The sequence below is a fragment of the Nocardia sp. NPDC049737 genome, assembly GCF_040674755.1.
Lineage (GTDB): Bacteria > Actinomycetota > Actinomycetes > Mycobacteriales > Mycobacteriaceae > Nocardia.
The window spans coordinates 288,500-309,368 of the sequence record NZ_JBFANH010000003.1 but is presented as its reverse complement, the minus strand read 5'-3'; the positions used below and the strand labels follow the sequence as shown (position 1 = coordinate 309,368).

Below are 20,869 nucleotides of genomic sequence, written 5' to 3'. Positions count from 1 at the left end.
GCCGGCGAAGCCGGCGGGGTGGGTCGGGCTCAGCCGCGGGCGGCGAGGACGAGGGCGAAGCGGTCGTCCGGATCGGTCCACACCTGTTCGGTCTGGAATCCCGCCTCCGCCAGTTCGGCGTCGAATCCGTCAATGCGGAATTTGGCCGAGATTTCGGTGCGCATCTGCTCGCCGCGCGCGAACTGGACGGTGAGGTCCAGCTCGCGAACTGTCACGGTCATCTCTTCGGTGGCCTCCAGGCGCATTTCGATCCACTCGTGTTCGGCATCCCAGATGGCAAGGTGCGCGAACTTGTCCGGCTCGAAATCGGCGTCGAGGCGACCGTTCAAGACATGCAAAACATTTCGGTTGAATTCGGCGGTGACACCGGCCCCGTCGTCATAGGCGGGGACCAGTACCGCGGGATCGATGACCAGGCCCGCGCCGAGCAGTAGCCGCTCACCAGGCTCGAGCACCTCGTAGATGCTGGACAGGAATTCGGCCCGCTCGGCGGGGACGAGGTTGCCGATGGTGCCGCCGAGGAAGGCGATCATCCGGCGGCCACCGCGCGGCAGATTGTGCAGGGTGTCGGTGAAATCGCTGACCACGCCGTGCACCGCTAGGCCGGGAAACTCCGCCGCGATCTCCGCGGCGGCAGCCTGCAGCGCCGAGGACGAGACATCCTGCGGAACATAGGTTTTCAGCGGCCCCTCGGCGGTCAGCGCGGATAGCAGCAGCCGGGTCTTGGCGGCCGAGCCCGATCCGAGTTCGACCAGGACCTCGGCCTGTGCGGTGCGGGCGATCTCGCCGACGACCCGCTCCAGCAGCGCGCGTTCGGTGCGGGTCGGGTAGTACTCGGCCAGTTCGGTGATCTGCTCGAACAATTCACTGCCGCGGGCGTCGTAGAACCACTTGGGTGGCAACCATTTCGGATCCGCGGTGAGGCCGAGCCTGGCATCCGTGCGCAACGCCGAGGTGAGGTCGTCGTCGGATAGGTGGATCTCCAGCGTCGGTGCGGTCATAGGAGCGAGCCTTTCGTGCTTGGAACGTCGAGAAGCGGTGTGACGGACAGCGCGCCGGGACGGGCGCTGACCAGCTGGCGATCCGGAATCGGCTGCCAGCGCGGGTCGTCGTCGAAGGGTTCCGATGACAGGATGGCGAAATCATCGGTGACCAGGGCTGATAGCGAGTGATAGACAGTGGTCGCCCACATCTGCTTGCCGTCACCGAGCAGGAAATTCAGTCGGGCGCCGGGGGCTTGGGCCAGGACGGCCGCGACCAGCAGGCGCAATGCCGCCGGTGCCGCCGCCCACGAACCATCGGGAGTGTCGGTCGAGAGCAGACTGCGCAGGAGCACCCACAGCGTCGCCGAATCGGTCGCGGATTCGGCCTCCAGCAATCGCACCGAGTCGAACAGCTGATCGGCGCCGAGTTCGGTTGCGGTGGAGCCGAATTCCTCGGCGACCGCGCTGAGCGCCCGTCGCCAATCGGGCACCACCCCGTTATAGCTGAATGCCCATCGGCCGTGTGTGAACGGCGCACAGGCGTTCCGCTCGACCGGCATACCTATGGTCGCCGAGCGAACCGCCCCCAATACCGCCCACGACTCCAGTTGCGGCAGTACCTCTTCCACCGCCGGATCGGTCCAGATGGGCGCGGAGTTGCGATACCGGCTGACGGTTACCCCATCCTCGTCACGCCACCAGGCCACCCCGAACCCATCCGCATTGATCGTCCCGCCCCCGCGCATATCCTTCGGCGCCCACGCCTGGGTTCGCAGGGAATGCGAACCGAGCGTCAACATGTCGCCCACGCGCACGGAAGGGCCGATGTAACCGAGTTGACGACACATCAGTGCGCACCTCCCACCGTCATGTGTCGGGTGCGGGCTCGGCGGGCCGGGCCGCTGGTAGGCCGTTGCGGCACCTCTGCCGACCGCCCTCCGATCGGGTTCGGCTGTGCGTCAGCACTCGATACGCTCACTCGCCCTCGCCTTTTCGCAGGTCGCGGGCCAGGCGGAAGCCGGAGAAGATCTGTCGGCGGACGGGGTGATCCCAGTTGCGGAAGGTGCCGCGACAGGCGACCGGATCGGTGCCGAAGGAGCCGCCGCGCAGGACTCGGTAGTCGCCGCCGAAGAACACATCGGAGTATTCGGCGTACGGGAATGCGCGGAAACCCGGATAGGCCTCGAAACCCGATGCGGTCCATTCCCATACGTCGCCGATGAGCTGGTGCACACCGGTCGCAGAGGCACCGGCCGGGTACGCACCGACCTCGGCGGGTTCCAGGTGCCGCTGGCCGAGATTCGCGGTAGCGGAATCGGGTTCGGTATCACCCCACGGGTAGCGGCGGGACGTGCCGGTCTCCGGATCGAAGCGCGCCGCCTTCTCCCATTCGGCCTCGGTGGGCAGGCGTTTGCCTGCCCAGTTGGCGTAGGCCTCGGCCTCGAACCAGCAGACGTGCACCACCGGCTGCTGCGGACGCACCGGTGTCATCACGCCGAATGCCCGACGCCACCAGTGCCCGGCCGGATCGCACTCCCAGAACTGCGGCGCCGCCAGCCCCGCGTCCTGCCGGTGCGCCCAACCGCGTTCGGACCACAGCTCGGCCCGCTCGTAACCGCCGTCGGCGATGAAGGCCTGGTACTGCGCATTGGTGATCGGTGCGACATCGATGGCGAAGCCGGGCACATGAACCGGATGCGCCGGACGCTCATTGTCCAGTGCCCATGGGTCGGTCGAGGTACCCATGACGAATTCGCCCGCGGGAATGACGACTTCGCCACCCGCCGGGGTCGCCGCCGAGGGTGCGTCGGGTGCGGAAAGCACGGCGGGGCCGGTGCGCAATTGGTGGGTGGCGAGCATGGTTTCGTCATGCTGCTGCTCGTGCTGGGCGATCATGCCGAATGCGAAGCCGCCGTCGACCAGCGGATCACCGCGTAATGTATTGGTTTCCAATACATCCAACACCTTGTCGCGCACGGTGCCGACATAGCCGCGGGCCTGGGTGGGGTTGAGCAGCGGCAGTTCGGGGCGATTGGCGCGCGCGTGTTTGAAAGCGTCGTACAGCTCGTCGATATCGGCGCGTACCGCTTCGCGTCGGCCGACATCGCGGACCAGCCAGAGTTCTTCCTGATTGCCGATATGGGCGAGATCCCAGACGAGCGGGCTCATCAGTCGCGAATGCTGGGCGACCAGCTCTGCTTCATCGAGGGTGGTGAGGCCGGTGGTGCGATCCCTTGCGCGGGTGAGCACTTCGGCGATCCGGTCACGCAATTGTTCGGTGCCGGAATTATCCGTTGCGGGGTACTGAATGGTCACGATGGGTATCTCCCGAACTCGTTCTGGTCGGCGATTCGAGGCTGCGGCGCCACGGTCACGGGTGGTCCTCGGGCTGATCCGCACTGCGCGAAACGAGTTCATCGGTCGGGGTGCGACCGCTGCGACATCGCTCGGCCGCGGATTCGATCTCGTGGGCCGCCGCCGGACTCTCCGCATGTGTCGCGGCCAGGGTCAGCAATTCGACCGCGACGCCGCGGATCTCCGGATCGGCCAACCCGCAGCGCGCCGCATCGAGCCAGCGGCCCGCGAGTGGCGCGGCGAGCGCCGTCGCCTCGGCCACAACCGCCGGAGACGACAGCAAAGCGTCGAAGACGTGGATCGGGACGGTCCAGTCGTTATCGGGCTGGGCGTCCAGATAACGGACCTCGAGGTGTCCGGAGGCCCGTACCGGTGGGAACAGTGTGGTCAGGTGATAGTCGAGATCGCCGATATCGGGACGCCGACCGATCTCGTCGTCCAACGCACCGGACAACCAGTCCGCGAAGGTCGCCTCCGGCGGCGCTGCCCAGCTGATACCGCTGCCATTGCCGGATACGCCATCGGGGCGACGAACGCACAGCAGCGGGACATCCAGGGCCCAGCGCGCATAGCCGCTGACCGGATCCGGCCAGGACTGCACCGCGGGACGAGTGCGGGCGTGGTCGAGACGCAACCAGGTACGCATTCGCTGCGATGCCCACGCACCCACCGGCGCACCGTGCAATTCGGGCGAGCAGGCGAACGCGGCGAGTAGCGCGGGACCGATCGCGTACAGCGCATTCCACCGGGCGGTGACCTCGGCACGGTCCGCACCGGCATCGACGCTGACCTGCGTCGCCGCGGTGTTGCACATCATCAATTTGCCGAACGGGCCGATACCTGCGAAGGACTGTTCCATGGCGCGGTAGCGCGGCAACCGCAAGACCCGCTTGGGGCGGCGGTCCGCATCGGCGGCGCCGGAAATGGTGCGGATGGATCGGGATTCGAGTAGATCGCGCAGCATCCGAGCATCGGCGTGCAAACCCTCGCACAACTGCGCGGCAGCGGCGAACGGGGCACTGGAGAGTTCGATCTGACCGCCGGGTTCGATGGTGACCCGGCTGCCCCCTGGCAGCGGAAGTGCCGGTGAATCGGGGGCGATGGACCGCGGTGCGTGGGGTCCGAGTGCATCTGCGAGTGCAGCCAGTTGCGGGCGGGGGGCGGCCGATGGGCCGGACGACGAACACTCACCCTGCACGGTGAGCCATTCCAGTTCGGCGCCGATGAGCGTTGGTGGGCCCAGTTTGAAACAGATTTTCTCGAGATAGGCCTCGGCCGCGGCCCGCGATGAGAGCTCGCCATTTTCCAGCGCGATCACTCGCTTCGGATGCTCGAGCGTGACTGCCATACCAACCTCCACCATGTGAAACCAGGTAACTGTGGCTGTGCCGCATCTGTGCCGCCGACAGTTGTTCAGGTAGTTCTGTATCGCCTCGGGCGTCGGTCGTATTCCAGTGCACCGACCCAAACCAGCGTAGCGAGGGGTACCGACAAGAAATGTGACAAGAATCTGAATTCGTAGTCATGCACAGCGGGGGACGCGCGCACCGTGGCCAGGACCTGCGCCGACTCGTGCGACAGCCCAATGCGCCGATTTCGGCGATACTGTCGAGGCCATGCTCGACGAGAATCGCGTACGTGCCGACATACCGGGCTACGGCACCGGATCCGATCTGGTCTTCCTCGACAGCGCGGGCTCCTCGTTACCGCCCCGAGTCGTCGTCGATACCGTTGTGGCGCATCTGCGACGCGAGGCCGAAATCGGCGGCTACCGCGCGGCGAACGAGCGACTCGACGACCTCGCCGCGGTGAAAACCGATATCGGCCGGCTCATCAACGCCGATCCGACCAGCATCGCGCTCAGCGATAGCGCGACCCGCGCGTGGGCAGACTTCTTCTATTCGGTGCCACTCGCACCCGGCGACCGTATCCTCATCTCCGGCGCCGACTATGCGAGCAATGCCATTGCTGCGCTGCAGCGGGCCAAGGCAACCGGTGCGGTGGTCGAACAGATTCCCAGCGACGGCAGCGGCCAACTCGACCTCGACGCACTCGCCGACATGGTCGACGAACGGGTCGAGTTGGTGTCGGTGCTGCACGTCCCGACCAATGGCGGTCTGGTCAACCCGGCCGCCGATGCCACTCGGATCGCGCATTCGGTCGGCGCGCTGGCGCTGCTCGATGCCTGCCAGTCGGCCGGGCAGCTGCCGATCGATGTGGCCGAACTCGATGTCGACGCACTCTCGGTCACCGGCCGCAAATGGCTGCGCGGCCCGCGCGGCACCGGATTCCTTTATGTGCGACCGGAATTGGCCGCGTCGATGGAGCCGCAGCGACTGGATCTGCACAGTGCGCAGTGGACCGGTGCGCAGGAGTACGCCCTGGTCCCCGACGCGAGTCGCTTCGAATTCTGGGAATGCGATGTCGCTGCGCGACTCGGTCTCGGCGCGGCCGTGCGATATCTGCTCGAGCTGGGACCGGAGGACGTCTACGACGCGATCGCGGTCCGCGCGGAACACCTGCGCAAATCGCTGCCGGAAATCAACGGAGTCACGGTGCGCGACATCGGGATTCGGCACAGCGGCATCGTTTCGTTCACCGTCGACGGGAAATCGGCGGTCGAGGTACGCGATTGCCTTGCGGCACAGAATATTACGGTGACGGCGAGCCATGCCAGCTCTACGCTGCTGGATATGACCGCCCGTGGCCTGGATTCGGTGGTGCGCGCCTCGCCACACTGCTTCGTGAGTTTCGAGGAGCTGGACCGGTTCGTCGGCGCGGTCGCGGCGCTGTAGATGTCACCTCGCGAACTGGTCGTCCTCGGCACCGCGAGTCAGGTTCCGACCAAGCAGCGCAATCACAATGGGTATCTGCTGCGCTGGGGCGAGGAGGGCATCCTCTTCGATCCGGGCGAGGGCACCCAGCGGCAGATGACCTACGCGGGCGTGTCGGTCACCGACATTACCCGGATCGCGGTGACGCATTTCCACGGCGACCACTGCCTCGGGCTACCCGGCATCATCCAGCGGATCAATCTGGACAAGGTCGCCCATCCGGTCGATGTGTATTACCCCGCATCGGGTGCGGTGTTCTTCGATCGGCTGAGCAATGCCAGCTCGTTCTATCGCACCGTCGAGCTTCGGCCGCATCCGATCGCCGACCCGGGTGCGCTGGACGCACCGGGCGCACCGTTCGTCCTGGAGGCGGTCGAGCTATCGCACCCGATCGAAACCTTCGGCTACCGGCTCACCGAACCGAGCGGTGTGCGCATCCTGCCGGAGCGGCTCGCCGAATTCGGCCTGCACGGCCCGGCGGTCGGACAACTGCAGCGCACGGGCAGTATCGAATTCGACGGGCGCACAATCACGCTGGCCGAAGTCAGCGAGCCGAGGCCGGGCCAGAGCTTCGCATTCGTCATGGACACCCGCCTGTGCCCGGGCGTGCTGTCCCTCGCCTCGGGCGTGGACATGCTGGTGATCGAGGCGACCTTCCTGGACGCCGACGCCCAGCTCGCCGAGGAATACGGCCACTTGACCGCGGGCCAGGCCGCCCGAGTCGCCGCCGAAGCCGGTGTGCGCACCCTGGTCCTGACCCACTTCTCCCAACGCTACCGCGACCTCGACGCCCACCGCGCCGAGGCGGCCCTGCACTTCACCGGCGATATCGTCATCGCCACAGACCTGGCGAGGATCGCCCTGCCGCCCCGACACTGAGCACCAACCGCATGGTGGCATAAGTAGTGGTTACGTCGCACTGGGCATTCGGTGTGCGACGTAGTCAGCGGTCGTGCGCGGTCAACTGATGTGTAGGTCGATTGCGTGCGTTGCGAGGGCCGGAGCGTTGGCGGTGGGGGCCACTAGGCGCAAACTGCGGTTGGCCTGGAGGGCGGCGATGCCGTGCAGGCTGGTCCACAGGGCGATCGCGCGCTTTTCTGGGCTGTCCGATGCCGGGGCGGCCTCGCGAACCAGCGTCGCGAAGCGCTCGAACAACGGCAGAGTGATCCCGCGGAGGTTCTCGCCGGAGCCCTCGAGTAGGTCGTGGCGAAACATGAGCGTGAACATTTCCGGGCGCTCGCCGGCGAATTCGACGTACTCGGCGGCCATCCGTTCCAGTTGTTCCCTCGGCGTGCTCGCGCCTACCTCCACCTTGGCGAATCGCTCGATGAGATCGGCGAAACCGCGCGCCGCGATGGCGGCCAGGAGCGCGCGGTGCGTCGGAAAGTGCCTGCGCGGCGCACCGTGGGAAACCCCGGCCGCACGGGTGATCGCACGCAGACCCAACTGGGCCGCGCCGACCTCTTCGAGCATGTCGACCCCGGCGCCGACCAATCGTTCCCGCAACGGCTCACTTCCAACCATGGAGACATTGTCTACGGCGCTCATCGATCACTCCTTCCCGACTGCGTCACATAAGTAGCCGTTCTCTACCAACAACCGTAGACAATGTCTACGCTCTTTGGTAGACATTGTCTACGGCAACTTTCTCGGAGGCTCATGTGTGGTACCGGTTGTTCAAGCACGTTCTGCTCGGTCCGCTGCTGCGGCTGCTCGGCCGCCCCGAGGTGGAAGGACTGCGGCACGTACCCCGCACCGGACCGGTGATCATCGCGGCCAACCATCTCGCGATGCTCGACTCGATGTATCTCGCGCTGGCCCTGCCGCGCCGGGTCACCTTCCTGGCCAAGCAGGAGTACTTCACCGGGACCGGATTCAAAGGCCGGTTCAAGCGCTGGTTCTTCACCGTCGCGGGTCAGGTCCCGGTGAACCGCACCGGCGGCACCGCCGCCGCGGACGCACTGGCCGCCGCCACCAGGATCCTGGAATCCGGTGACGTCTGGGCCATCCATCCGGAGGGCACCCGCTCCCCCGACGGCCGCATCTACCGCGGCCGCACCGGCGCGCTACGCGTCGCCATGGCCACCGGCGCTCCGGTCATCCCGGCGACACTCTCGGGCACCGACAAGGTGAATCCGCGCGGCCGCCGGCTGCCGCGCTTCGGCAAGGTGCACATCAGCTTCGGCGCGCCGCGCTACTACCCGCAGCCCACCCCGACCCACCCGGCACCGGACACGTGTCAGGTTCGCGCCGCGACCGACGAACTGATGCGGGAATTGGCCGCCCGATCCGGCCGGCACTACGTCGATCGCTACGCGGCAACTTTCTCGAATCGCCCATAACGCCACCGCGACACGGGCATGTCCTCGGAATGGTTAACGCGGGGACGAATTGGCGGGATAGTTGGGGAGCAGGCCGGTCACCCATGTCCGGCTACCGCATCGGGGTGACAAGGGAGTTGGACTTTGAGCAGGTTCACCGACGAGATGTACGCAACGGCACAAATCTCGGATCGCGGATTGGTGACCGGGGAGCCAAACGCGCCATTTCGGCAGACCTGGGGTGAGATCCATCGAATCGCACGACGTATGGCGGGCGGACTCGCCGAAGCCGGCATCGGACACGGTGACGCCGTCGGCGTGCTGGCCGGGATGCCGGTCGATATCGCACCGGCCTGTCAGGCGATCTGGATGCGCGGCGCGTCGATCACCATGTTGCATCAGCCGACACCGCGCACGGATCTGGTGGTGTGGGCGCGCGATACCGAGACCGTGCTGTCGATGATCGACGCGCGCGCGGTGGTACTCGGCGCGCCCTTCGAGGCCGCCGAACCGCTGCTGCGCGAGCGCGGCATCACCGTGGTGCGCATCGATCAGCTACGCGATGGCGCGGAGACCGATCCGGTGCCGACCGTCGAGACCGATACCGCATTGCAGCAGTTGACCTCCGGTTCGACCGGATCGCCGAAGGCCGTGCGGATCACGCACGGGAACTTCTACGTCAACGCCTACGCCATGTTCGATCGGGTGAAGTTCCAGCTCGACGAGGATGTGATGATCAGCTGGCTGCCGCTGTTCCACGATATGGGGATGGTCGGATTCCTCAGCGTTCCCATGCAATTCGGGGCCGAGGTGGTCTGTGTGACGCCGATCGACTTCCTGATGCGTCCACTGCTGTGGGCCGAGCTGATCGACAAATACCGCGGCACCGTCACGGCCGCACCGAATTTCGCGTACTCGCTGCTGGCCCGCCGGCTCAAGCAGGCCGAGGACGGCGCCTACGATCTCAGCAGCGTGCGCTATATGTGGAATGGTGCCGAACCCGTCGATCCGGACACCATGGAGGCACTCGCCGCGGCCGGCGAACGCTTCCGGCTCAATCCGATGGCACTCACCCCCGTCTACGGCATGGCCGAAACCACACTGGCCGTATCGGTTCCGGATCCCGGACACGGGCAGGTCCTCGACGTCATCGATGGCGATCTGCTGGAGGCGCTTGGCAAGGCCGTGCCCGCCCACGAACACCACGGCAATATCCGCCGCATGCCCACCCTCGGCTATCTGGTCGACAATCTCGAGGGGCGGGTCGTCGATGCCGAGCGCCAGCCGCTGCCGACCCGTTCGGTCGGCGTGATCGAACTCCGCGGTCCCGCCGTCACTTCCGGCTATGTCACGGTCAACGGCTTCCGTCCGGCGCAGGATGCGGACGGCTGGCTCGACACCGGCGATATCGGCTACTTCACCGATGAGGGTCTGATCGTGGTGTGCGGCCGGATCAAGGACGTCATCATCATGGGCGGGCGCAATATCTATCCGACCGATATCGAGCGTGCCGCCATGCGCGTAAGGGGTGTGCGTCCCGGCAATGCCGTCGCGGTTCGCTTGGACGCGGGCGAGAAACGCGAAAGCTTCGCCGTCGTGGTGGAAAGCAACGACCACCAGAATGCCGACGAGGTCAAGCGCATCGAACGTGAAATTGTGCATGCGGTGTTCTCCGAGGTCGGCGCCCGCCCCCGCACCGTCGCGGTCCTCGGCCCCGGCGCCCTGCCCAAAACCTCCTCGGGCAAGCTGCGCCGCTCCGCCACCGCGATCCATCTGCGATGAACCGCGGTAGCACTAGTGCAATTGGTTCTGGGCCGGTTCGAGCCCCACGCGCAGTAGCAGTTCGACCGCGTCCGCGGCCTGTTCGACGAGCACCGGCACTTCCTTGCGCTCCACCGACGAAAACGGTTTGAGCACATAGTCCGCCGGGTCCTGGCGACCCGGCGGACGGCCGATGCCGATGCGGGTGCGCAGATATTCCTTGGTGGTCAGGGCACTGGAGACCGAACGCAATCCGTTGTGCCCGCCCTCACCGCCGCCGCGCTTGAGCCGGACCTGACCGAACGGCAGATCCAATTCGTCGTGCACGACGATCACCTCGGTCGGCGGCACCGAGAAGAATTTCGCCAGCGCCGCGACCGGACGCCCGGACAGATTCATGAACGAGCGCGGCTTGGCGATCAATACCTGACGCCCGTCCAGCCGCGCCTGCAACAGATCCGCACCGGACTTCTTGTGCACAGCAAAACGGCCGCCGACGCGCTGCGCGAGCACGTCGGCGACCAGAAAGCCGATATTGTGCCGGGTGCGCTCGTACTCGGGACCTGGGTTGCCAAGTCCGACCACGAGCGCGGGCCCGGTCGAGGATTCGGTCATTCGGATAACCGAGCCGGGGAGTTCTTACTCGGCGCTCTCGGACTCCGCGGCGGCGGCCGCGGCGGCCTCTTCGGTCTCCTGCGCGGAAGCCGGGGCCGCGATGATGTTGACGATCAGGGCCTCCGGGTCACCGGCCAGGGTGACACCCTTCGGCAGCTCGATCTCGCCCGCGGTGATCTGGGTGCCCGCCTCGACGCCCTCGATCGAGACCTCGATGGATTCCGGAATGTTCAGCGCGTCGGCCTCGATGGACAGCGTGGTGACGTCCTGGGTGACCAGGGTGGCCGCGGCGGCCTCGCCGATCAGCGAGATGTTCACATCCGCGGTGACCTTCTCGCCGCGCTTGACGATCAGCAGGTCGGCGTGCTCGATGTAACGGCGAATCGGGTGCACCACAACGGATTTGGTCAGCGCGAGCTGCTTCTTGCCGTCGATGACGAGGTTCAGCACCGCATTGGTGCCGTGCTCGCGCAGGATGGCGGCGAAGGCCTGGGCGTTGAGCGAGAGGTGCTGCGGGTCGGCGGCGTGGCCGTACAGCACGGCGGGAACGTTACCCGCGCGACGGGTACGGCGGGCGGCACCCTTGCCGAACTCCGTGCGGACGGCGGCTTCGAGAAGGTTGGCGTCGGACATGACTGGATCTACTCCCTACGGCTCTTCCGGGCTGTCAACAGTGCGCCAGGGACTGTTATCCCCCCTGGCAAATGGTTGGTCTACTCGTCGGGCGAAGACCGAACGAGGACGGCCGAGAGCCGAGCCGCGTCGATCACGGTGAACGCATTACGTCTGCGGTCACCCTCGCCGAGACAACCCGAACACCATAGCGCAAGTGTTTATGTCCAGCTGAATCGGGTGGTCGGACTGGCCGGCTCACCGTCACCCCGGTCGCGTACGCTGGAGCGGTTGCCGATCGGCCGTCTGAAAGGTTGTTGCAGTTGACCGCCTCCACTGAGGGTGTCGTCACGCCCGCCCCGCGTGGGTTGCCCGCCGAGGTCGCCCGGCGACGCACATTCGCGGTGATCTCCCACCCCGACGCGGGCAAGTCAACGCTCACCGAGGCGCTGGCGTTGCACGCCAGAATGATCTCCGAGGCCGGCGCCATCCACGGTAAGGCCGGACGCAAGTCCACCGTGTCGGACTGGATGGAAATGGAGAAGGCGCGCGGAATCTCGGTGAGTTCGACCGCGCTGCAGTTCAACTACCGTGCCGCGGGCACGGATATCGACAACGTCATCAACCTGGTCGACACCCCCGGCCACTCGGATTTCTCCGAGGACACCTATCGCGTGCTCACCGCCGTCGACGCCGCGGTCATGCTCATCGACGCCGCCAAGGGCCTGGAGCCGCAGACACTGAAGCTGTTCCAGGTGTGTCGCCATCGCGGCATCCCGGTCATCACCGTGATCAACAAATGGGACCGTCCGGGCCGCGCGCCGCTGGAACTGCTGGATGAGATCAGCGAGCGGATCGGCCTCATCCCGACACCGCTGTTCCTGCCGGTCGGCATCGCCGGTGACTTCCGCGGACTGCTGCGTCGCGGCTCAGAGGGTGCGGCCGTCGAATACATCCACTTCACCCGGACCGCTGGTGGCGCGACCATCGCGCCGGAGGAATCGATCGCTCCGGAATCGGCCGAGGCGCGCGAGGGTGAAGCGTGGACGACCGCCGCCGAGGAGAGCGAACTGCTCTCGGCCACCGGGCAGGACCACGATCAGGAGATGTTCCTGGCCGGGCAGACCTCCCCGGTCATCTACGCCTCCGCGATGCTGAATTTCGGTGTGCGACAACTGCTGGAGACCTTGGTCGCGCTGGCGCCCGCACCCGGCTCGCGCGCCGATATCGGCGGCACGCAGCGCAACACCACCGATCCGTTCAGCGCGGTGGTATTCAAGGTGCAGGCCGGAATGGATGCGGCACACCGGGATCGGCTCGCGTTCATGCGGATCGTCTCCGGTGAATTCGAGCGCGGGATGGTCGTCACGCACGCCCAGACCGGTCGGCCGTTCGCGACCAAATACGCGCTCACCGTTTTCGGGCGGGAGCGCTCCACCGTCGACACCGCCTACCCGGGTGATGTGGTCGGCCTCGTGAATGCCACCGCGCTTGCGCCCGGACACACGCTGTTCGTGGACAAGAAGGTGGAGTTCCCGCCGATCCCGTCGTTCGCGCCGGAGCATTTCGCGGTGCTGCGGGCGCAGAGCGCGGGTAAGTACAAGCAGTTCCGCAAGGCGATCGACCAGCTCGATTCCGAAGGCGTGGTGCAGGTTTTGCGCAATGACGCGCGCGGTGATGCCTCCCCCGTACTCGCGGCGGTCGGTCCGATGCAGTTCGAGGTCGTCACCGCGCGGATGCTCGCCGAGTTCAACGTCGAGACGCATATGGAGCACCTGCCATACACGTTGGCCCGGCGTACCGATGCGGAGTCGATGACCGAACTCGATCGGCAGCGCGGGGTCGAGGTGTTCACCCGTTCCGATGGAGCGCTGTTGGCGCTGTTCAGTGACAAGTGGCGGTTGCAGTACATCGAGAAGGAGCATCCAAAGCTCACGCTCGAGCCTCTGGTCGCCACGGCGGACTGACCTCAGCGCAAATTCCTGTCCCGATTCCGGCGGAATCCCGCGGAGTCGATGTTCAGGCCGATGCGCTCACCCAGCCTCGGGCTCGGCCGCCTCCGGCACGGACTCCCGCCGCGGCGCGGCGGCGCCGGGGTTGCGTTCGACCGACGCGATGCCGTCCTCCCGCGCGATCAGCCCCCAGCGACTCGATGTCAGCCGCAGGCTCGGCAGATCGCTGAGCGAAAGCACCACCTCATAGGTGCGCTCATATCCGGTATGCGCGATGCGCCAGCGACCGTCCGTGCACCGAACGTAGCGATCGGTGTAAAAGGCCGCGCCGCGCAGCAGCATATTGTGCGCCGGTATGAGCACGGTATCGGCGAGATACCAAGTGCCGGTGGCGGTGTCGCCGTCGACATCGATCTCCGGATGGTCGCATCGGTGCTCGGTGATGACGTGCGGACCCAGGGTGTTGCGCATGAACGCCAGGAACGCATCCCGCGACTCGAACGACAGGTATTCGCTGTAGGTGGCCGTCGCCTCCGGGACCATGGTGTCCGCGAATTCGTCCCACGACTTGGTGTCGAGGGTGCGTAGGTACCTGAACTTCAGGCGACTGATCGCTGACACAGCATCCTGGTCCATATCTCAACAATCCCATTCGAAGTCGCCGCGCTACAGAGATTGGGAGATTTGTATCAGATTGCTATCACTTCGAGCCGAAACCGCCGGTCTGCCGTGCGAGTCAATTCCCGATGGTGAAGCAGGTCTTGCAGAAGTCGCTGCCGAATTCGGTCAGCCGCAGACTCTTGCGCACGATCTTGGGCGCGCGTCCGGCCTTCTTCAGCGCCGCCTCGACCACCGGCTGCACCTCGAGCACCATGTACCGGCTGAGCACCACCGGATCATCGGAAACCTGGGTCAGACCGAGGCGGTTGAGGTTGATCAGATAGGTGCGGGCGCGATCCGGATAACGGACACCGGCCTGTTCCGGTACCGAAGTGAGATCACCGGTCACCAATTCCGAGCCGATGCCGAGTGGACGGTTGGTGCGCACATCGACCAACGGTTGCGGACCGTTCAATGCCATGAACCGCAGAATGCGCGCCTCGTCCGGCGCCAACTCGTCGAGGATGCGATCGTAGGCGGGGTGCACGTCCTCGGTGAAGTAGACATCGGCCGAGCGGGCGAGCAGCGCATCGCCTCGGCGGCGCAACTCTTCGCTACTTGCCGAGCGCAACGGCGCGCCGATGCCGACCGGGGCCGGCTGCGGCGCGCCGTTGGAAGTCGGTACGTAGCTGACGATTTCGCGCACCGAACCCTCGGTGACGCCGAGCGCGCTGCGCGCGATGGAGCGCAACGCATTACCGGTGCGCTCGGCGATATCCGCCGACGATTCACCGTCGAGCGCGGCCTGGGTGATCTCCTTGGTCACCTCGTAGGTCGTTTCGACGGCCCACTGACTGCCGCGCACCACGGTGCCCGCCGCGAGCCCCGCCGCTCGGAACACACCGCGAATCAGCCGTGCCTCATTGCTGATCTGCCGCTGTTCGACATCCGAGCTGCGCTCCACCGAGCGGGAACCGGCCCGGGCTATGTCCTGTCCGGTCCTGTCGTCTGTCACGTTCTCTCCGATGTATTGCCAAGTGAACGAATACGCCCACAGATTATTGCCCGCCAGCCTTCCAGGTCTGCCTTACCGTGAGCCGATTGGGCCAGCAAACGCGCCGACCCCTGCTGTCGGTCGCGTGATGGTCGTCATTCTCTCCGGCGCTGGTTGACACTACGACATTCTGGACACACAGTGTGACTGATGTCTCAGACAATCCGCTTGTGGCCCAAGACACTCGCGATGGACCAGCGTCTGGACCGCACAGTAGGGTCCGTCTGCCGACTGGGTGCTAGTTTGGGTTGCCGGTGAGGCGGCGGTCACCGGTATATCGGCAGGAGGGTGTCGTGTTGGAGAGTGTTTTCGGGATGCATCCGACGGTCCTCCTGGAATTAGTGACTATCCCCCTTTTCACTGGCGTCATCGGTTACATCACAAACTGGACCGGCATCCTGATGTTGTTCAAGCCGGTCGCGTTCCACGGTATTCGTTTACCTGGATTGCGTGCGCTGTTTCCATTCCTGCCCAAGCGAATTCAGGTGCTGCCGCTGCTGAGCTACGACGGCAGAATTGGCTGGCAGGGCATCGTGCCATCGCGTGCGGACAAAATGGCGAGCATCGCCGTCGACAAGGGTCTGGCGAAACTCGGCAGCGTCGCCGACTTCTATCGCGAGCTCGAGCCGGACAAGCTCGCCGAACACCTCGCGACTATCGCCGACGCGCAGATCAAGGACATAGTCGAAGAAATCCTGCGCCGCGAACATCCGCAGCTCTGGTACAACCTGCCGACCGGGGTGCGCGACATGATTCACGCGCGGGTCCGCCAGCAGCTGCCCGATATCCTGCGCGAGCTGACCGAGGAATTGGGCGCCAATATCGATCAGCTGCTCGACGTCAAGCAGATGGTCATCCGTTATTTCCAGGCGCGTCCGCATCTGCTCAACACCCTTTTCCAGGTACTCGGCGCCAAGGAACTGCGCTTCATGCAGAACTTCGGTTTCTACTTCGGCGCGCCGATGGGCGTGGTGCTGGTCGCTGTTTTGCATATGACCGGCTGGTCGACGCTGGTGGTGCTGCCGGTCGGCGGCGTCATCATCGGCTGGGTGGTCAACTGGATCGGCCTGAATATGATCTTCGCGCCAGCCTACCCGAAGTGGTGGTGCCCGTGGCGGCAGGGCCTGCTGATCAAGCGGCAGCTCGAAATCACCGACGGCTACGCGGAATTGGTCTCGAGTCAGGTGATGACCGTCGCTAATATCGGTGACGAACTGCTGAACGGCCCGCGCTCGGACCGGACCATGCAGATGCTCGAGGACACGCTGCGCCCCGCGGCGGACCGGGCGCTCGGGCCGGCGCGACCGGCGGTGAAGTTCATGCTCGGCAGCCGGGAGTACGACTCGCTGCAGTCGACGCTGACCACCGAGGCGATGACCATCGCGCCGATCGCCTTCGCGGATCCGGACTTCAACGTCCAGCAGGGCAGGCAAATCAACGACTACATCGCCAAACAGATGTCGGCACTATCGCCCCCCGACTTCGTGGATATGCTGCGAGCGGCCATCAAACAGGACGAATGGCTCCTTTTTCTGCATGGCGGCGTGTTGGGGCTCTTCGCCGGATACGCTCACATCCTGATCTTCGGAACGGGAGTGGCGACAACATGGCTGTGACGGAAGCTGACGGCGACGATCTGCGGGCCGCTGGGCAGGGCTCCGAGCGAACCGAGCAGTCCGAAGTGGCCGAAACCCCAAGAACTTCCGAGTCGTCGACATCCGAGCAGTCGACGCAGATCGCGCGGTTGCCACTCGGCGCGGTCGAGCAGAAACGACAGGTCGGCTCGGTACGCAAGACCGTTCGCGCGACCACCGGGGTAGCCCGGGTCGCGGTGAGCGCGGCGGCCGAGGTGACCGCGTGGGGCATCGACACCGCCCTCGGCGTCGGGGCCACCGTGGTGCGCGGCAGTATCGCTGGAAATCCCCCGCGGGAAGTGCTCGCCGAGGCGGAGGCCGAGGTTCGTGACGCGGTGCGGCGTGCATTGCGGCTGCCCGCGACGCCCGAACAGCCTGCGCCCGATGCCGTTCCAACTTTGCGTGAGCAGGGGGCCGCGCTGCTGCGGCTGTCGGCGAGCACGCAGGGTGAGCACCACGAAACCCACCCGGCCTTCGCGCGCATGCTCGAGGAGCTGACCCCCGACGAGGCACGCATTCTGCGCTTCCTGCACCTCGACGGTCCGCAGCCCTCGATCGATATTCGCGCCGGACGACCGCGCGGCATCGGTGTCGAGCGAATCATCTCCGGGCTCAATCTGATCGGTGAGCACGCGGGGCTGCGCTTCCCCAACCGGATCCAGCAGTACCTGCCGAATCTGCGCCGCCTCGGCCTGATCGAATTCGTCAAGGAGCCGGTAGGCAACCCGAACCGCTACCAACTCCTCGAGGCCCAATCACCGGTCCGAGAAGTATTGAAGCGCTCCGGTTTCGGCACCAAGGTCTACTACCGCAGCATCTCGCTCACCGGCTTCGGCGCCGACTTCGTCCAAACCTGCCTGCCGGTCGTTGTCCAGGACGGCCGCGTCTCCGGCACCAGCTAGGCCAGCGCCGTCGAGGCGAGTCGAATGGTTGTTGTGGCTGGGGTTTGGAACGACCATTTGACTAGCGACGATGGGGTTCAGGCGGTGTCGGCGAGTTCCAGCCAGCGCTGCTCGGTGGATTCCTTTTCGGCCAGGACCTGTTTCAGCTCGGCGCCCAGGGTGATGAGTTTGTCCGGATCGGTGGCGGCGTCGGCGAGGGCAGTGTGCAGGCGTTGCTCGCGTTCGGTGAGTTTGTCGATGGTGCGCTCTAGTTTGGCCAGCTCCTTGCGGGCGGCGCGGTAGGCGGCCGAGTCGGTGGCGGGGGCTTCGGCGGGCTTGGAGTCGGTGGATCGCGTTGCGGCGGAGCTCGATACCGCGCGCTTCTTCAGATATTCGTCGATGCCGCCGGGGAGATTGGTGAGCTTTCCGTCGCCGAACAGGGCCCAGGTGGAGTCGCAGATGCGCTCGATCAGATAACGGTCGTGGCTGATCACGACCAGGGTGCCCGCCCAGTTGTCGAGCAGGTCTTCCAGTTGTTGCAGGGTGTCGATGTCCAGGTCGTTGGTCGGCTCGTCGAGGAGCAGGACATTCGGTTCCGACATCAGGATTCGGGTCAGTTGCAGCCTGCGTCGCTCGCCACCGGATAGTTCGCCGACCGGGGTGCGCTGACGAGCCGGGGTGAAGCCCAGGCGCTCGGCCAGCTGGCCTGCGGAGGTTTCCTTATCGCCCAGCATGATTCGCTGCGCGATTTGCTGCACTGCCTCCAGCACCCGAAGATCGGTTGGTAGGTCGTCGAGTTCCTGGCGTAGCCAACCGATCTGAACCGTCTGGCCCTGAATGCGTTTGCCCGCAGCCGGTTCGACGGCGCCGGCCAGCGTGCGTAGCAGGGTCGTCTTGCCGGAGCCGTTCACACCGACCAGGCCGACCCGCTCGCCAGGCGCCAGGCGCCAGGTCAAGTCGCGTACCAGCTCTCGGCCGTCCGGGGTGGTGAGGGTGGCATCCTCGAGTTCGATGACGACGCGGCCGAGGCGCTTTCGCGCGAATGCGGCCAGCGAGACGCTATCGCGCGGCGGCGGCACGTCGGCGATCAGCGCCTCGGCCGCCTCCACCCGATAGCGCGGCTTGGAGGTGCGGGCTTTCGCGCCGCGGCGCAACCAGGCCAATTCCTTGCGCGCCAGATTCGCGCGCCTTGCCTCGGAGGCATCGGCCTGCCGCGCGCGCTCGGCGCGGGCGAAAATCCAGTCGCCGTAACCGCCTTCATAACTTTCGACCTTGCCGCCGACAACCTCCCAGGTGTCGGTGGCGACGGTGTCGAGGAACCAGCGATCGTGGGTCACGACCACCAGGGCGCTGCGGCGCTCGAGCAGATGTTGGGCCAGCCACTGCACGCCCTCGACATCGAGATGGTTGGTCGGCTCGTCGAGGACGAGCAGATCCAGGTCGCGAACCAGCGCGGCGGCCAGTGCGACGCGGCGGCGCTCGCCACCGGAGAGATTGTCGACCGAAGTGTCCAGACCGAGGCCCTCGATGCCGATGCCCGCCATCACCGACCGGATGCGCGGATTCGCGGCCCATTCGTGTTCGGCGACGCCGTATTCATCTCGGGGCCCTCCGGGGTCACGCGAGCTACCGCCTCCGTGCCCGTCGCTCGCGCCGGGGGGCATCGCGTCATCTGCCAGTCCGGCCAGCACGACGGATCCGATGCTCGCGCCCACGGGAAGTACGCCGCGCTGGGTGACCACCGCCACGCGCAGCCCGCCGACCCGGCTCACCCGGCCGCTGTCGGGCGGCTCCAGACCGGTCAGCACCTCCAACAGGGTGGTCTTGCCGCCGCCGTTCAGGCCGACGACACCGATTCGCTCGCCCGCGTGGATGCCGAGCGAAACATTGTCCAGGAGTGGTTTGATGCCGAAGCTCTTGGAGACCTGTTCGAGATTGATCAGGTTGGACATGGATCCTTCCGAGTCAAGCGCCGGGCGAGTACTCGCCCCGCGCAAGCGTACCGAGCACGCAGAACTCACCGTCGGCCCACCGAACGCTCCGCCCGGGCCCGGCGCCACGCCCCGCGCTGGTTCTGATCGTTCCGGCGGACATGTTCGGCGTGATTAGCGACCAGCGCACTCGCCTAAACCTCGACAACCGCAGTGCGCAGCCGGATGTCAGGGCCGCATCCGTTCACGTAACTACATCGCTTCATGCCCCGTGTCCAGGGCCTGCTCAGGCAAAGAGTGCGGGCTGGTCTCACAACTGAGACTTGCGTGACGAACGCCGTTCGTTTAGAGTTGGGCGCAGCGAACGGCGTTCGTTACGAACAATGTTACGGCGCTCCTGAGACATAGCCGCAGAATGGGAGCCCCGCCTCGGGTTCGAGGTGAGTGGGGCGGCACGGTTTCAACTACCCCTTACCTGGAGGTTCTCATGCACGTCGGACTCGGTCTGCCCATTTCCGATCCCGCCGCCCTGCTCGACTGGGCCCACCGCGCCGACGCGGGTCCGTTCTCCACGCTCGGTCTGCTCGACCGGCTCGTCTACGACAATCCCGAACCCCTGGTCGCACTCGGCATGATCGCCGGTGCCACCAGCCGCATCAAGGTGCAGACCGAGGTGCTCATCGCGCCGCTGCGTGAGCCGACGCTGCTCGCCAAGCAGGCCGCCACCCTCGATCGCATGTCCGGCGGCCGCCTGGTGCTCGGTCTCGGCGTCGGCGGTCGCGAGGACGATCACATCGCCTCCGGCACCGAGCTGCGCTCGCGCGGCCGTCGCCTGGACGAACAGTTGGCGATCATGCGCCGCCTGTGGTCCGGCCAGCCGTACAGCACCGACTGCGGACCGATCGGTCCCGCGCCGCTGCGTCCCGAGGGACCCGAACTACTCTTCGGCGGCTTCCAGCCCGCCGCCATCGATCGCGTCGGTCGTTGGGGTGGCGGCTTTCTCGCCGCCGCCGCACCGTCGTGGGCCGGTGGCCTGTTCGACATCGCCCGCCGCTCGTGGAAGGAGCACGGCCGCGACGGCGAGCCCCGCATTGTCGCCCAGGTCAATGTCGCGCTCGGCGCGCCCAACCTGATCGAAGACGCCCGCGCATCGATGGGCGCCTACTACGAATTCAGCGGTCGCGCCGACTTCATGCTCGCCGGCATGCTCACCACACCCGCGGAGATCCGCACGGCCATCGGCCAATTCGAAGATCTCGGCGCAGACGAGGTCATGCTCTACTGCTACGGGCGCGACGCCGATCAAGTCGACCGCCTCGCCGACGTCATTGCATAA

General features: G+C 66.1%; 18 protein-coding genes. 8 read left to right on the top strand and 10 right to left on the bottom strand.

Annotated elements, in window-relative coordinates:
- Nucleotides 1-29: 29 nt before the first annotated feature.
- From egtD to egtA, 4 genes are all read right to left on the bottom strand, one after another.
- On the bottom strand, nucleotides 30-1,001 hold the full coding sequence (egtD, locus tag AB0J47_RS06270; protein WP_364341133.1) for an L-histidine N(alpha)-methyltransferase: 972 nt from the start codon (nucleotides 999-1,001) through the stop codon (nucleotides 30-32).
- Complete coding sequence (gene egtC / locus AB0J47_RS06265; protein WP_364341131.1) at nucleotides 998-1,831, bottom strand: ergothioneine biosynthesis protein EgtC; 834 nt, start codon at nucleotides 1,829-1,831, stop codon at nucleotides 998-1,000. The genes egtD and egtC overlap by 4 nt, the downstream gene beginning before the upstream one ends.
- 127 nt (nucleotides 1,832-1,958) lie before the next feature.
- Entirely contained in the window at nucleotides 1,959-3,299 is a 1,341-nt protein-coding gene (gene egtB, locus AB0J47_RS06260) for an ergothioneine biosynthesis protein EgtB (protein WP_364341129.1), read from the bottom strand.
- A gap of 55 nt (nucleotides 3,300-3,354) precedes the next feature.
- Nucleotides 3,355-4,686, bottom strand: a complete 1,332-nt coding sequence (gene egtA / locus AB0J47_RS06255) for an ergothioneine biosynthesis glutamate--cysteine ligase EgtA (RefSeq protein ID WP_364341127.1) — start codon at nucleotides 4,684-4,686, stop codon at nucleotides 3,355-3,357.
- 268 nt (nucleotides 4,687-4,954) lie between these two features.
- Between egtA and AB0J47_RS06250 the strand changes: the two genes are divergently transcribed.
- Both AB0J47_RS06250 and AB0J47_RS06245 read left to right on the top strand, forming a co-directional pair.
- Nucleotides 4,955-6,133 carry an aminotransferase class V-fold PLP-dependent enzyme gene (locus AB0J47_RS06250; RefSeq protein WP_364341125.1) on the top strand — a complete coding sequence of 393 codons (1,179 nt, stop codon included), beginning with the start codon at nucleotides 4,955-4,957 and terminating at the stop codon, nucleotides 6,131-6,133.
- Nucleotides 6,134-7,051 carry a ribonuclease Z gene (locus AB0J47_RS06245; RefSeq protein ID WP_364341123.1) on the top strand — a complete coding sequence of 306 codons (918 nt, stop codon included), beginning with the start codon at nucleotides 6,134-6,136 and terminating at the stop codon, nucleotides 7,049-7,051.
- Nucleotides 7,052-7,132: 81 nt separating this feature from the next.
- Here AB0J47_RS06245 and AB0J47_RS06240 read toward each other — a convergent pair whose 3' ends face one another.
- Nucleotides 7,133-7,720, bottom strand: coding sequence for a TetR-like C-terminal domain-containing protein (locus tag AB0J47_RS06240; RefSeq protein ID WP_364341121.1), 588 nt, complete (start codon nucleotides 7,718-7,720; stop codon nucleotides 7,133-7,135).
- Nucleotides 7,721-7,833: 113 nt separating this feature from the next.
- Here AB0J47_RS06240 and AB0J47_RS06235 point away from each other — a divergent pair, with 113 nt between their 5' ends.
- Together AB0J47_RS06235 and AB0J47_RS06230 are read left to right on the top strand one after the other, a co-directional pair.
- Nucleotides 7,834-8,514, top strand: a complete 681-nt coding sequence (locus tag AB0J47_RS06235) for a lysophospholipid acyltransferase family protein (protein WP_364341119.1) — start codon at nucleotides 7,834-7,836, stop codon at nucleotides 8,512-8,514.
- 123 nt (nucleotides 8,515-8,637) lie between these two features.
- A complete protein-coding gene (locus AB0J47_RS06230) occupies nucleotides 8,638-10,275 on the top strand; it encodes a fatty acyl-AMP ligase (protein ID WP_364341117.1) in 1,638 nt (545 codons plus the stop codon).
- Nucleotides 10,276-10,287: 12 nt separating this feature from the next.
- Here AB0J47_RS06230 and pth read toward each other — a convergent pair whose 3' ends face one another.
- Nucleotides 10,288-10,869 carry an aminoacyl-tRNA hydrolase gene (gene pth, locus AB0J47_RS06225; protein WP_364341115.1) on the bottom strand — a complete coding sequence of 194 codons (582 nt, stop codon included), beginning with the start codon at nucleotides 10,867-10,869 and terminating at the stop codon, nucleotides 10,288-10,290.
- A 24-nt stretch (nucleotides 10,870-10,893) separates the two neighbouring features.
- Nucleotides 10,894-11,502, bottom strand: a complete 609-nt coding sequence (locus AB0J47_RS06220; protein ID WP_364341113.1) for a 50S ribosomal protein L25/general stress protein Ctc — start codon at nucleotides 11,500-11,502, stop codon at nucleotides 10,894-10,896.
- A gap of 347 nt (nucleotides 11,503-11,849) precedes the next feature.
- Here AB0J47_RS06220 and AB0J47_RS06215 point away from each other — a divergent pair, with 347 nt between their 5' ends.
- Entirely contained in the window at nucleotides 11,850-13,448 is a 1,599-nt protein-coding gene (locus AB0J47_RS06215) for a peptide chain release factor 3 (protein WP_364341372.1), read from the top strand.
- Between the two features lie 66 nt (nucleotides 13,449-13,514).
- On the opposite strand, the gene AB0J47_RS06210 is transcribed toward AB0J47_RS06215, so the two are convergent.
- Complete coding sequence (locus AB0J47_RS06210; RefSeq protein ID WP_364341111.1) at nucleotides 13,515-14,069, bottom strand: nuclear transport factor 2 family protein; 555 nt, start codon at nucleotides 14,067-14,069, stop codon at nucleotides 13,515-13,517.
- A gap of 100 nt (nucleotides 14,070-14,169) precedes the next feature.
- Nucleotides 14,170-15,048 carry a DUF4393 domain-containing protein gene (locus tag AB0J47_RS06205; protein ID WP_364341109.1) on the bottom strand — a complete coding sequence of 293 codons (879 nt, stop codon included), beginning with the start codon at nucleotides 15,046-15,048 and terminating at the stop codon, nucleotides 14,170-14,172.
- 332 nt (nucleotides 15,049-15,380) lie between these two features.
- On the opposite strand from AB0J47_RS06205, the gene AB0J47_RS06200 reads away from it, so the two are divergent.
- Nucleotides 15,381-16,703, top strand: coding sequence for a hypothetical protein (locus AB0J47_RS06200; RefSeq protein ID WP_364341107.1), 1,323 nt, complete (start codon nucleotides 15,381-15,383; stop codon nucleotides 16,701-16,703).
- Nucleotides 16,700-17,623 (top strand): Abi-alpha family protein, encoded by a 924-nt coding sequence (locus tag AB0J47_RS06195; protein WP_364341105.1) that lies wholly within the window; start codon nucleotides 16,700-16,702, stop codon nucleotides 17,621-17,623. The genes AB0J47_RS06200 and AB0J47_RS06195 overlap by 4 nt, the downstream gene beginning before the upstream one ends.
- Nucleotides 17,624-17,700: 77 nt before the next feature.
- Here the strand turns inward: AB0J47_RS06195 and AB0J47_RS06190 are convergent, their stop codons facing one another.
- Nucleotides 17,701-19,554 (bottom strand): ABC-F family ATP-binding cassette domain-containing protein, encoded by a 1,854-nt coding sequence (locus AB0J47_RS06190; protein ID WP_364341103.1) that lies wholly within the window; start codon nucleotides 19,552-19,554, stop codon nucleotides 17,701-17,703.
- A 466-nt stretch (nucleotides 19,555-20,020) separates the two neighbouring features.
- Between AB0J47_RS06190 and AB0J47_RS06185 the strand changes: the two genes are divergently transcribed.
- The gene (locus tag AB0J47_RS06185) at nucleotides 20,021-20,869 is read left to right on the top strand and encodes an LLM class flavin-dependent oxidoreductase (RefSeq protein ID WP_364341101.1); all 849 of its coding nucleotides are present in this window, start codon (nucleotides 20,021-20,023) and stop codon (nucleotides 20,867-20,869) included.

What these genes read in the sequence shown, in the direction of transcription:
- AB0J47_RS06220 (WP_364341113.1), bottom strand. Translation starts at nt 11,502, where the DNA reads ATGTCCGACGCCAACCTTCTCGAAGCCGCCGTCCGCACGGAGTTCGGC.
- AB0J47_RS06245 (WP_364341123.1), top strand. Translation starts at nt 6,134, where the DNA reads ATGTCACCTCGCGAACTGGTCGTCCTCGGCACCGCGAGTCAGGTTCCG.
- AB0J47_RS06240 (WP_364341121.1), bottom strand. Translation starts at nt 7,720, where the DNA reads ATGAGCGCCGTAGACAATGTCTCCATGGTTGGAAGTGAGCCGTTGCGG.
- AB0J47_RS06185 (WP_364341101.1), top strand. Translation starts at nt 20,021, where the DNA reads ATGCACGTCGGACTCGGTCTGCCCATTTCCGATCCCGCCGCCCTGCTC.
- egtC (WP_364341131.1), bottom strand. Translation starts at nt 1,831, where the DNA reads ATGTGTCGTCAACTCGGTTACATCGGCCCTTCCGTGCGCGTGGGCGAC.
- AB0J47_RS06190 (WP_364341103.1), bottom strand. Translation starts at nt 19,554, where the DNA reads ATGTCCAACCTGATCAATCTCGAACAGGTCTCCAAGAGCTTCGGCATC.
- AB0J47_RS06210 (WP_364341111.1), bottom strand. Translation starts at nt 14,069, where the DNA reads ATGGACCAGGATGCTGTGTCAGCGATCAGTCGCCTGAAGTTCAGGTAC.
- egtA (WP_364341127.1), bottom strand. Translation starts at nt 4,686, where the DNA reads ATGGCAGTCACGCTCGAGCATCCGAAGCGAGTGATCGCGCTGGAAAAT.
- pth (WP_364341115.1), bottom strand. Translation starts at nt 10,869, where the DNA reads ATGACCGAATCCTCGACCGGGCCCGCGCTCGTGGTCGGACTTGGCAAC.
- AB0J47_RS06250 (WP_364341125.1), top strand. Translation starts at nt 4,955, where the DNA reads ATGCTCGACGAGAATCGCGTACGTGCCGACATACCGGGCTACGGCACC.
- egtD (WP_364341133.1), bottom strand. Translation starts at nt 1,001, where the DNA reads ATGACCGCACCGACGCTGGAGATCCACCTATCCGACGACGACCTCACC.